Annotated in this window: 9 protein-coding genes; 4 read left to right on the plus strand and 5 right to left on the minus strand. The window is 57.5% G+C overall.

From position 1 onward, the window contains the following. Window positions 1–84 precede the first annotated feature (84 nt). The gene (locus BBOMB_RS03330) at window positions 85–675 is read left to right on the plus strand and encodes a variant leucine-rich repeat-containing protein (RefSeq protein ID WP_044087170.1); all 591 of its coding nucleotides are present in this window, start codon (window positions 85–87) and stop codon (window positions 673–675) included. Between the two features lie 178 nt (window positions 676–853). Here the strand turns inward: BBOMB_RS03330 and BBOMB_RS03335 are convergent, their stop codons facing one another. Next, complete coding sequence (locus BBOMB_RS03335; RefSeq protein ID WP_044087169.1) at window positions 854–1,471, minus strand: FHA domain-containing protein; 618 nt, start codon at window positions 1,469–1,471, stop codon at window positions 854–856. 427 nt (window positions 1,472–1,898) lie between these two features. Between BBOMB_RS03335 and BBOMB_RS03340 the strand changes: the two genes are divergently transcribed. The 3 genes from BBOMB_RS03340 (at window position 1,899) to BBOMB_RS03350 (ending at window position 6,463) form a co-directional block, all read left to right on the plus strand. Then, on the plus strand, window positions 1,899–4,121 hold the full coding sequence (locus BBOMB_RS03340) for an RNA degradosome polyphosphate kinase (RefSeq protein ID WP_044087168.1): 2,223 nt from the start codon (window positions 1,899–1,901) through the stop codon (window positions 4,119–4,121). 82 nt (window positions 4,122–4,203) lie between these two features. Next, window positions 4,204–5,529 (plus strand): NUDIX hydrolase, encoded by a 1,326-nt coding sequence (locus BBOMB_RS08195; RefSeq protein ID WP_052377411.1) that lies wholly within the window; start codon window positions 4,204–4,206, stop codon window positions 5,527–5,529. 40 nt (window positions 5,530–5,569) lie between these two features. Then, window positions 5,570–6,463 carry a hypothetical protein gene (locus BBOMB_RS03350; protein WP_330934690.1) on the plus strand — a complete coding sequence of 298 codons (894 nt, stop codon included), beginning with the start codon at window positions 5,570–5,572 and terminating at the stop codon, window positions 6,461–6,463. 1,095 nt (window positions 6,464–7,558) lie between these two features. Here the strand turns inward: BBOMB_RS03350 and BBOMB_RS03355 are convergent. The 4 genes from BBOMB_RS03355 to BBOMB_RS03370 form a co-directional block, all read right to left on the minus strand. After that, window positions 7,559–8,308: a type 1 glutamine amidotransferase gene (locus tag BBOMB_RS03355; RefSeq protein ID WP_044087363.1), complete on the minus strand. Its 750-nt coding sequence runs from the start codon at window positions 8,306–8,308 to the stop codon at window positions 7,559–7,561. 71 nt (window positions 8,309–8,379) lie between these two features. Continuing rightward, entirely contained in the window at window positions 8,380–9,933 is a 1,554-nt protein-coding gene (locus tag BBOMB_RS03360) for a Mur ligase family protein (protein WP_152570132.1), read from the minus strand. Between the two features lie 106 nt (window positions 9,934–10,039). Next, window positions 10,040–11,464 carry a replicative DNA helicase gene (gene dnaB / locus BBOMB_RS03365; RefSeq protein WP_044087167.1) on the minus strand — a complete coding sequence of 475 codons (1,425 nt, stop codon included), beginning with the start codon at window positions 11,462–11,464 and terminating at the stop codon, window positions 10,040–10,042. A 481-nt stretch (window positions 11,465–11,945) separates the two neighbouring features. After that, window positions 11,946–12,536, minus strand: coding sequence for a hypothetical protein (locus BBOMB_RS03370; protein WP_156097126.1), 591 nt, complete (start codon window positions 12,534–12,536; stop codon window positions 11,946–11,948). Window positions 12,537–12,594 lie beyond the last annotated feature (58 nt).

A 12,594-nucleotide genomic window follows, 5' to 3' on the forward strand; every position in this document is an offset into this window, starting at 1 on the left:
GTGCGCCGGAAATTGCATAACGGCGTACGGCATGCACCACGCAAAACAATCCATTCCAACGAATAAGAGAAAGAGCAGAGCACAATGGTAGATTACGATACCGCGGTCGCCGTCGTCCAGAACCCTGATGCCGACCCTGTGGCCTTGGCGAAGGTCGCCTACGAGAATCCCGACTTCGGCGCCGCCGTCGCCGTCAATCCGCGAGCCTACCCAGGCCTGAAACGTTGGCTGGCCGAATTTGGTGATGCACAGGCAAAGGCACAGGTGGCTAGCCAAGGTTTTCCCGTATCCGGCGAAACCGAAGCAAGCTCTCCGTCCTCTTCGTCCCATGACGCGCTGAACCAAGAATCCGACCAACATCCGGATTCAGGCCAATTCATAGCGATGACGGCCCCGTTTGCCGATTCGCCGGTTCAGGTGACCACGTCAAGCGCCGCATCGTATTACGGCGACGATGACGCGATGGCCTCTTCCACGACGAACCCATACGGCTTCACCGCTCAGCAGGCGCTCGACCCGAACACCGACGCGATGACACTGGCGAGAATCGCACAATACGCCCCTGACCTACGCCCGTGCCTGGCACGCAATCCCAGCACATATCAGGAACTACTGCAATGGCTCAGCCAGTTGCACGACCCCGCCATCGACGCGGCTCTGGCGACCCGTCGGTAGTGGTGTCTGACTCTTCCATGCCGGCCTCTTGACGTTGACCCCGCCGTCTCGCCGCCGATCACAGTCACCACTACGGCGAGACGTCATGTCTTGCGGACAGACTCATTGCTCGCCCCCGAAAACCCATTACCGAACCGTCGAACAAAACGCAGTGTCCACTCGCTGAAGATCGTACGGTTCAACCAACCTCGGTGCATTGTATGAATTGGTCGCCCATGCGTATCACAGCCGGCACTTCGAGTTCGATCGGGGTTCCTTGGCTCACCTGCGTCTCGGTCTCGTCATGAATGACGTAGGTGCCGTTGAGCGAACCGTAATCCTCAATCCACAGCGTTCCGTCACGATCAATGCTGACGGCCGCATGATTGCGCGACATGGTGCGCGTCGGATCATTGAATCGCACCGACTTCGCCCCCTCAGGAACCGTCGCCGAAGGGTGACGTCCAAGGAGGACACTGCAGGTGATGGTGACGTCTTGACCAGTGGCTTCGTTGTAGAGCCTGTATGACTTGCTTGGTTCCTTCATAGTGAAAGAGCTGGAAAGCACTGTACCGTCCCAGTCCTCGTCGCTTACGTCGCCCCGGGCATCCGCTATGTTCCTTACCGAGGTCCTGTCATCTTCGAGTTTATCGGACTCATCGGTTGCGACGGGAGCCGAAGCTGACTGACGTCCACCGGCGGCGAATCCATCATAAGAAGACTCCCCAGTTACGGATTCCACTGCGACGGCAGATGACTCAACGTCATCTTCGTACCAGCCGAACTCCGGCGGCGGAGGAAATCGCAAAGAACTCATGACTGATATTCTATCGAATACATCCGACGCAAAAGAACCCGCCGAAGCGGGTCTTTCCAAGCCAACCAACCTACGGAACTGTGCACAACTCCATCGTTGTTGTTTAGTAAGCTGTTTCGGCTACGCAACGTAAGGTAGTACTGACCTTGGTATTTTGTGAGCTTCCGTAGCGTTAAGTTATCTTGTAGTTGATATTATCCTCGCTTCGACTCGAAAAGGCAAACGAAAAGTCGGCATTGTTCCTAAATGGTAGAAAACGTGCGACACCGGGTCCCAAGTGAACAAAATCTGTTTATATGCAACCGCACCGACGTGCAAGCAAACACGACACGCCGTAAGCCGCACACCTTAGCCAAATTTCAGACACAACGAGTAAAACCATCTATTTTCAGGGGAAAAGCTCCGCACCATTGACTAAAGTAAGAGCATGGCACAGATATTCGACGCACCCTCAAAAGCGCTATTGCGCAAACAGATAGCGGAACATATAGCGGAAACCGATAAGGCCGATAATCGAGAATCCCTCAAGGAGGCACAGCCTCTGCCCAAGGACCGTTATTTCGACCGTGAGCTTAGCTGGCTCAAATTCAACCAGCGCGTGCTGGAATTGGCGGAGGACCCTGAACAGCCGTTGCTGGAACGCGCCAATTTCGCCGCGATATTCGCCTCTAACCTGGATGAATATTTCATGGTGCGCGTAGCGGGCTTGAAACGCCGTATCGACTCCGGCATTGCAGTCAACTCTCCGGCAGGTCTGAGTCCGCGCCAGCAGCTGCGTACCATCAGCGAGACCGCGCATGCGCTGCAGGCCGAGCATGCCGATCAGGTGATCAACCATATATTGCCCGAACTCGCTCAACAGCACATCGTGCTTCTGAGCTGGGACAAGCTCACGAGCGCCGAACAGGAAAGGCTGTCGCGCTACTACCGTCAGCAGGTATTCCCGGTGCTCACCCCCCTGGCCGTGGATCCGGCCCATCCGTTCCCATACATCTCCGGCGGTTCCCTGAACCTGGCGGTGCTTGTGGAGAACCCGAACAGCGGCAAGACGCATTTCGCCAGGGTCAAGATACCCGACAACATGAACCGACTCGTGCCGGTGGACGATCTGACTGATGAAGAAAGCCGCGAAGAACGTTACGGCTTCATCACCATGGAGAACCTCATCATCGCTCACCTGGAATCACTGTTCCCCGGCATGATCATCAAGGAGGCGCGCAGCTTCAGAGTGACTCGCAACGAAGACATCGACGTGGAGGAGGACGATGCCGAAAACCTTCTCAACGCCATGGAGAAGGAGCTGCTGCGCCGTCGCTTCGGACCGCCGATTCGTCTGGAGCTCTCCGACCAGACCAGCCCGATGCTCTCCAGTCTTCTCGCCAGTCGACTGCGGGTCAACGAGGAGGAGGTGTACCGACTCCCGGCACCGCTGGACGCCACGGTGCTGTTCGAAATGCAGGACATCGACAGGCCTGACCTGAAGAACAAGCCGTTCATACCAATCACCAACAGGCGCATCGCCACCGTCGAGTCAAGCAGAGCCCAGGACATATTCGCTGCAATCCGTGAACACGACATCCTGCTGCACCATCCCTACGACTCCTTCTCGACGTCCGTGCAGGCCTTCCTCGCGCAGGCGGCGGCCGACCCCAAGGTCCTGGCCATAAAGCAGACGCTCTACCGCACTTCGAGCAACTCGCCTATCATCGACGCGCTTGTTGATGCCGCCCATGCGGGTAAACAGGTGCTTGCACTGGTGGAAATCAAAGCGCGCTTCGACGAGGATGCCAACATCGCTTGGGCCCGCAAACTCGAACGCGCAGGCGTGCACGTGGTCTACGGCATCGTGGGACTGAAGACCCACTGCAAGCTGTCGTTGGTGGTACGGCAAGAAGAGGACGGGTTGCGCCGCTACTGTCATGTGGGAACCGGCAACTATAATCCGAAGACCGCCCGCATATACACCGATCTCGGCTTGCTGACCTGCGACCCTGTAGTAGGTCAGGACGTCACCAAGCTCTTCAACCAACTTTCAGGGTATGCGCCGAAGTCAAGCTTCCATCGCCTGCTGGTGGCGCCACGTACCGCGCGGTCGGGGCTTATCAAACGCATCGAGCGAGAGGAAAAGGCGGCACTTGAGGGACACGAGGCGTGGATCAAGATCAAGGTCAACTCGATTGTGGACGAAAAGACCATCGATGCACTGTACCGCGCCAGTCAGGCAGGAGTGAAGGTTGACATCGTGGAACGGGGCATATGTGCCCTGAAGCCTGGCGTACCAGGGCTGAGCGAGAACATCCGGGTGCGTTCGATTCTCGGACGCTTCCTCGAACACAGCCGCATCTACGCCTTCGCCAACTCGTCAGGTCCCCAGCTCGGCGAAGGCCCGGTCACCGGGCCCGAAGCCTGGATAGGTTCCGCCGATCTCATGCACCGCAACCTTGATCGACGGGTGGAGGCCTTGGTAAGGATCAGCGACGAGGACCAAGTCAAATCGCTGATCGAATACGTCGATCTGCAGATGGCCGATTCGACATCCTCATGGCACATGCTCCCTGACGGCACATATGAACGTCACAGCCATAACAAGGAGGGTAAGCCTCTGGCGGACTGCCAGGAAGTCCTGATCAGGCTTCACCAGCACAACTGACGCATACGCCTATGAACCAGCCTCGATCCACTTCGAATATGAAGGAATCGAGGCTACATGACGAACAAGAAGAAGGCATCAGATGGATTTGAAACCGGCGCACGTCGTGGAGGCCGCGGGCGGGATTCCATACCGCTGGACCAAAGACTCACGTTCCCTTGCCGCATTGTGCGATTCCTGCACCGTCTCATCATCCCCGTCATCCGAGAATCGCTCTTCCGTAGGCCGACAGGACGTACCTTATGCGAGTGACGCACCTAAACACAAACGCAAAGCACCATCTCTGGCTCCATCACAATACGCTGAATACGACGCCTTTCAAGGCCTCGAAGTATGTTTGGTTCACAGGCCCAAATATGACGATTGGAGCTGGCCGAAAGGCAAGCTGGAGGCCAATGAATCAAGCCGCCATGCCGCAGTGCGCGAAATAGAGGAGGAATGCGGCATACCGATTCGTCTCGGCCCTTGGCTGGGAGAAAAGGAATACGGCTTGGAGAAGGAGGGACAGAAGTCCAAACACGCGAAAGGTTCAAACTCGGCTTCGGATTCCGGCCTTGTCAAACACATCAGCTATTGGATGGCCACACCGATCAGCAAATCACAATCCGAACGAAGGGCAACTGTGTTCGGACCGGTCATACCCGCCAAAACCAGTGAAATCGACGAGGTAAGATGGATGTCCGTGTCCAAGGCCCGCAAGAAGCTGTCACACTCGCTGGATCGGGATATCCTCGACCGGTTCGTCGCACGGGTAAGAGAGGGTGCCCTCAACATGAGGACGCTCATCATCGTGCGGCACGGCAAGGCGGAATCCAGAAAACACTGGGATGGAACCGACGCCAACCGTCCCATCACCCCCAAAGGGGCGTCGGCCAGCTTCGCGCTCTCCAAGGAGATCGCTTGTTTCTGCCCCACCAGGTTGGTCTCCTCCCCCTGGCTACGCTGCATACAGACCATCGAGCCTTACTCATGCCGGACAGGCATGCCGGTCACCAAAGCGGAGGAGCTGACCGAAGAAGCGTTCGCTCAAGCCCCGGATGGCGCATGGAACAGAGTGTGCCAGGAAATCGAAGCAATGTTCGAATCGCCCCGCGAAGCCGACGATGACCACGCCCCGACAACCGGAACATCTGATGTCGCAGATCTATTGGTTCAAGAGCCTTTAGCAAAGAAGCAGCAATTGGTGGAACTCTGCGGTTCTGCGACGATTGTGTGCACCCATCGTCCCGTTATCGGCGGATTATTCGAACATATCAGGACCTTGTGCGGCTCGACTTCGCTATCCAAGCAGCTGGTCGCGAAAACACCGTACATGCCCACCGCCAATGCCGTAGCATTGTTTATTGTAGACGGTCCACAAGGACCGCGTATCATCGACATCCAAAGAACGGCGCCACTTGTTTATTGACTGTATTGCTAACATTGCAGGTCCTTCGAGCTGGGGCGGCATGGGCGGATTCCTCCATTGCCCCCATATCAGGACCATCACGTCTCCCGCGTCAGGCTCGGGCTTCGGCACGGAATCGACGGGTTCAGGGTCCATCGTATCCGCACGACCAGGATTCGCACCTGCGCGTACGGGCTCGTCCAGGCCTTCCCGCCCTTCACAGCTTGATCCGTCCCTTACCGAACATATTGCCGGAGGTCTTGATCCGGAGGAAATCAATGAGATGAGCCACGCGAGCGCCGCGGCGATGCTCGATCGAGTGCATCACAGCGTCGATCCGGTAGTGGTGAAACGGGTCATCACCCTTGTAGACACCGAAGGCGTGGATGTCGTGGCGGAGCTCTGGAGCCACAGCGAACCGGATACATTGCCCGGTATTCTATGGAGACTGTATCTTCTACGCACATGGATGAGGACAAACGGCGACGAGATCTCCTATCTGTGGAGAGTGGGCGAACCCGAACCCACGTCATCGTCAGCAATAGTCGGGGTGGACAACGCACCCGATACTGCCGACATAGCACGGACTGCCGATTCGATTCTTGCCGGTGCCTTTACAGGTGATTTCGCCGTGGCCCTTGAACGGGCCGCCGCCTTTACCGACGTGATTGTGCGCGGCATGAGGCTACGTGCGAAAACACTGCAACGACGGCTGGACGACATTCCGAAAGACGGCGAGGCAGATCATGAATCCGCATCGCCGAACGTGCAACGCACATCTGCGGATGTCTATGGCGACGACAGAAGTCAGTCAAATGAGCATGCGCAATCCATGCGCAGATCCATTTCAAGTCTGCAGTCGACCGCTTCCAATCTGGCACTCACCTCACACGACTTCCATCTGGGGGCCAATTTATGGAGGCGTGGACGCTCGAATAAGGCAGGATGCAAGTAATCAAGGCAATCTGGAACCTTATGCCCGCGTTCCTATCCACGCCAACGGTTCCTATCCACGCCAACGGTTCCTATCCACGCCAACGGTCTTCGGGCGGCCTGACAGGTGCCACGCCGCCACAGGCTGTGTCCGCCGCCGGCGGAACGGTGCATCGCCCGCGTTTTAAGCTTGCCACGTATTCTGCGCGTGGTGAGCGAAAGTTCGGCTATACTGAAGACAACACCGAGCCGCGTTTAAGCCCCGGGCTTCATTTTTTGCCGCTTCGAGCGGCGTTCGCGCCGACAGGCGCTTTCACGGTTCGGTGTTTATTTGTTAGACAGATCAAGCCATAGAACCGATCGATGTTGAAAACTTATGGGATTCGGCGCCTTTGGAGATCCAAGGCACAGCGAAATAGACGTTTCAGACAGAGACTAAGATAGATGCGGCCTGCGTGCCGGAACCTCGTCCCAGTCAAATATCAAAACCGCCTATATTCAGCTCCAGCATTCCCTCAAGTCAGGACGAACCGTCACCGTGCAAGCCCTGGCAGGTGTTTGGTCGATGGCGGTAGACCACCCCAACGACCTGGCGCATCCATCGCACCCCAGTACAAATCGACACTTGTTTGGACATAACGAAACCGAAATCTTCAAGCATCACACGCCGCGGTATCCCAAAAATCGCTATGAGAACCGTCACGCTGCTGAACACAGAGAGACCGTAAATGCCAGGCGATATCTTCGATGTCCCATGCGATCCTCGTTTCCGGTCATATTTCCGTGGCTATGAATTCATGAAGCCAGTCAATCAGTGCTTCTGAAACATGACATACAGCCTCGCGTTCCTATCTCCGGAACAATCATATGGACGGACGCCCGGACGCATCACGCACATCACTCGAGGCATGGGGATGAATCGCGTCGCCACCATCGGACAAAGCATATCAGTCACCGGCTGAACTTGGCTCACAAGTCAGCACCATGTTATTTATCACGGGTTATCGTCGCTTCATATTGATTATGTGTCATGACGGCAAACAGGGCACCGCCATGCGGCGCTGACACGGCATGCCGTTCCCTCTGATAACGGTCGTTCCCATGAACGGCACTCCCATCATCTCGGTCGAGTCATCACGACTTTCGCTGCCTTGGTCGCAATCGCATCGATATGCTCCAGCTGTGCCCGCTGCTCGGCGTTGCCGGTCGGCTTGAATTCGCCGTAACGACTCGTGACGGCCGTGCGAATCAGAAAATCTGAGATCTTCGGATTTTTTGGCAAGAGTGAACCGTGCATGTATGTGCCGATCACGTTGCCCACACGGGCACCTTCGGTATGGTCCACGCCGTTGTTGCCCGTACCTTCATGCTCCACGGTTCCCAGCGCCTGGACGCCATCACGCAGGAAGGTCTGCCCCGAATGGTTCTCATAGCCTACAATGGAGCCGAATTGGTCGCTGCTCTCCGTCAGATTGCCGATCATACGGTGTTCCTGACCCTCAGTATAGACGCCAAGTATGCCGATGCCCGGCAGTCTGTTGCCGTCCACGGTATCGAAATAGTCACCGAACAGCTGATACAGCCCGCAGATCATCAGCATCGGAACGCCCTGACTTGCAAGGCCTCGCAGCGTGTCGGCACGTTTGAACAGGTCGTCGGAGATCTTCTCCTGACCGGTATCCTGACCGCCTCCGCCCAGGATGATGTCCACATGTTCGGGCCATGCATCGCCTTGGTTGTATGCATGTACACGTGGCTGAAAACCATAGAGCGTCAATCTGCGCTCTATGGTGAGCACGTTGCCCCAGTCGCCGTAGATGTTCATGTCATTCGGGTAAAGCGAAACCACATCGATGGGCCGCGACAATTCATCTGAAGTCACTTTGGCTCCTTTTCGTTCCATCCGAGCGATGCCCGTAGTTGCAGCGGTCGTTGCGTTCATCGTCCCACCCCCGCGTCCGGCACGTCGGCATACTTACCCAGTTGCGCACGAATGGCGAGCATGGCGGTATAGGTGCAGTAGACGTGCTTCGGCTTGTCGGGCTCAGCCGCGAGGAAACCCCGCAAGGCTTCGGGGAGGTCCGTTTCCACGTTGGCCACCTGAACCTGATCGTATTCCAAACGTAAGGCCATATCCCAGGCTCGCACGCCGGTGACCTGTTCCACCCCGGTCCGCCGCAGGGAAGCGAAGTCCACGTCCCACAGCCAGCTCATATCGCGCCCGTCTGCATAGTCATCATTGATGGCAATCATCGTGGAGCAGCCCTGGGGCGGGAAGCTAGCCAGCGACATGCGGAAGCCCATAGGGTTCTTGACCAGAAGCAGCTGCACTGGGACTCCGCCGACATCGAACGTCTCCCCCCTGCCGAATGCGGGAGTGACGTTGGCGAGCGCCTTCATAATCCTTGGGTCGAGGTTCTGCACGCGGTCCGCGTCGCAGTCCTCCGGACGTTTTACGGCGGAAGCTGATTGCTTCATGGAAGCACGCAAAGCCATCCCGGCATCGTCCATCACCGCGCGGACCGTTGCCAGCGCCGCAGCGGCGTTGTAGAGGTTGTACAGCCCATCAAGTCGCAGATCGGATTCGAACGACGTCCCGTCCATCGTGAACCCGGCGTGATGCGGACCTGACTTCGTAAGAACAACATCCGCATGTACATCGGCTCCACGCTGCCGTTTTCGGCAAAGGTCCGCGCCCTGCTCGGCACGATCCGCCTTCACAGCGCCTAATGCTTCCCGAGTCGCATCCGGCAAGACCGTAGCATCTGAGGAGACCGATAGCGAGCCAAACGGCCCGACTCCCGCCATATCTTCCGCATGCATTTCATCGTCGGAGGGGAACTGCGAACGTAGCTCGCGACTGAGCCCGAAATATCTCACCCGGCTCCCCTGAGGAACCAAGGAGGCAAGTGCGCGAATACGCCGGTCCTCGCGATTGAGCACCACCGTCCCGTCCGTAGCCTGCGCCACCTTCCCGAGCAGTCGGGCCGTGTTGTCGATCTCCCCGAAGCGATCGAGCTGATCGCGCATCACGTTGAGCAGCAGAGCATACCTGGGTCGGACCTGCCGGACGAACCTCACAGCATAGGCCTCATCGAGTTCAAGCACCGCTATATCCGCATCGAGCCTGCCACGCATGTCCACTTTGGTAAGCAGCGCTGAAACGACGCCCCGTGTAAAGTTGGAGCCCGTAGGATTGGTGAACACCTTAAGACCCAAATCGGCAAGCATCGAGGCGACCATGCGCGTGGTGGTGGTCTTGCCGTTCGTCCCGGAAACCAGCACCACACCGTAGGGCAGACTGGAGAGCGTCCGCGCAAGAAAAGCCGGATCGAAGGTTTCCACGACTTTGCCAGGCAGCGCACTGCCACCATGACGAGTGAGCCGCAACGAGGCTCGTATGGCCTTGCCCAAAGCGACTGTAACGAGTGAGCGCAGCGGCGCACCGACCGCACCAGTGCCCCGGGAGACGTTCACCGATGTGGGGGGCATGGACGCGTCCACGGTCCGCGAAGATCGGTTAGGCACCCGGTAAGTTCCATTGTCCTGCAGACCCATCTGTCCATCGTCGCCATCAATTCCATCGTTATGTGCCATATCACACCGCCTGCTGCGGAGCCTGAGGCATGTCCTTGAACTTGGACGTAGCTCCCAGGAATCCCAAAGTGAACGTGTCAGTAGGGCCGTTACGGTGCTTGGCCATGATGATGTCGGCCTCGCCGGGGCGGTCCTCCTTGTCGTAGGCATCGGGCCGGTGCACTAGGAAAACAACGTCGGCATCCTGCTCAATGGAACCGGATTCTCGAAGATCGGAAAGCTGCGGCTTGCGGTCGTTGCGCATCTCGGGGCCGCGGTTGAGCTGCGAAAGCGCCACCACGGGAACCTCAAGCTCCTTGGCGAGCAGCTTGAGCGCCCTGGAAAAACCAGAGACCTCCTGCTGGCGGCTCTCCTCGCGTCTGCCCGAACTCATGAGCTGCAGATAGTCGATGACCACGAGCTTGAGGTCGCTGGTCTGCTTGAGTCTGCGACATTTGGCCCGAATCTCCATAAGACTCATATTGGGGCTGTCATCGATGTACAGCGGGGCGTCACGCATCTTGGTCCAGAAATTGTTCAACGTGTTCCAGCGATCGGGTGTGATACCTTCATCCGCGTGGCTCAACGCGGTCAACGGAATATTCGTTTCCGCGGAGATGATGCGCTGTGCCAACTCCATTTTGCTCATTTCGAGGGAGAAGATGACGGCCGTCATGTTGTGATGCAATGCCGCGGAGCGTGCGAAGTCCACGCCAAGAGTCGATTTGCCCATTGCCGGGCGCCCCGCGACAACAATCATCTGCCCCGGCTGTAGGCCTTGTGTGGACTTGTCGATGTCACGGAAACCGGTCGGTACGCCACGCTCCATGTCGCCGTTCTGCATTTTGTCCATCTGTTCGAGCGTATCCTGCACGACCGTCCCGATGGCGGCGTAATCCTGACGCACCTTGCCGGCGCTCATCTCATAGACTTCGCTCTGCGCAAGGTTCACCACGTCCTCAGCCTGCGACCCTTCGGCCGAATACCCCAGCTGTGCTATCTTCGTGCCAGCCGCGATGACGTTGCGCAGGATGGCCCGTTGATGGACAATCTCCGCGTAGTACGTGGCATTGGCAGCTGTCGGTACGGCAGCCACCAGGCTATGGAGGTAGTCCACTCCACCGACTTTCTCCAAATCGCCGTTCTTAAGCAATTCATTGGCCACAAGCACGGCGTCGACCGGCTGCGATGCCGAGAACAAGGTGATGATGGCATCATACACGGTTTGATGCTTGGGCTGGTAGAAGTCTGAGACGTCAAGAGTCTGCGAGACCTCTCCTATGGCGTCCTTGCTCATGAGCATGCCGCCGAGAACCGCCATCTCCGCGTCATCGTCATGCGGCGGAACGCGATCGAACAGCGTCGAGTTCGCACTCAGATCCGTAGGTCCGTTGCCTTTGAACGCCTGCCGGTTTCCTGCATCTTCCCATCCATGTTGTTCTGCCATGACCTCAAGTATAGGGAGTCGTGCAGAGGTATGGAAGCATATGCAACCGGCGGAATATTGGCGACACGCTTAACGAAGAATGTGGATAGGAAAAATAGTTTTCCACATTCTGGGGATAATTATGTGGAAAACCAATTGAGTTATCCACACACTGGGGATAGTTGTGTGCACAGTTTGGGAATAGAATTTTCATGACTATCATCCACTTGCCTAACAACGAAAAGTATGATACCAAGCACCCTAAGTGCAACTTCGCCACACCGCCCCACGGACTTCGCCGTGCTATTGCACAGCCAGCACAACGCTATTGCACAAACCCCGCCGCGCCGAGCCAATACAAAGCTACAAGGAACGAAAAAAGCAAAACGCAACTCGGCTGGAAAAGACGGACTCAACAGGCACCGAGTAACACCATCAGGTTCCAGTAAGCACGACGACGGCCCGGCGGCGGTACAGCCTTCGACATGTACGGCACAGACCGTCAGTCACGCTGCTTGAAACTGCGGAACAACGCCTTCTCCCTGATGCTCACGGCGCCTGCGAGCGCCCCCGCCACGACCCCCAGAAGCGCGAAATACAGCACGGGTAGCAACGACACCACGAGCAGCCCGCCCGCACCCTTGCGCCCTGCGGTCAGACAGGACACGATGACGACGGGCGGTACCGCAACCAACATGGCCACGAGAACGCAGAACCCATACTCCATCAACAGCCTTAGGACCATGGATGCCTTCGGTTCGCCGGCGTGCAGACATCCGGCGCTCTCAAGCCTACGTCTTCTGCAGAAGGCGAAGACCGTGATGAAGCACAGCGGCAAGGGAACCAGCAGCAACGGCCTGGTGACCCGTGTGAGGAACGCAGTGTTGGGATCGAAGCGCTCCCCCTGCGTGTAGTTGACCTGGGCTACCTGGGCATCCGAGGACTGGCTCGAAAACACCAACGCCCGACGAAGCGACATGGAGACATCGTGCGGCGGCCACAGAGCGACCCAGCACTCGTCGAAAGTGCCCGTCTCAAGAGTCTCGACAAGCGCGGCGTAGCAAGGCGGGTGTCTCTTCCATCCTCCTGCCATGGATACACGCCGGCGACACGCATCCGGCCGGTCGTCGTCTCGATGAGCGAACCGGCGC

The sequence above is a fragment of the Bifidobacterium bombi DSM 19703 genome, assembly GCF_000737845.1.
GTDB classification, from domain to species: Bacteria; Actinomycetota; Actinomycetes; order Actinomycetales; family Bifidobacteriaceae; genus Bifidobacterium; species Bifidobacterium bombi.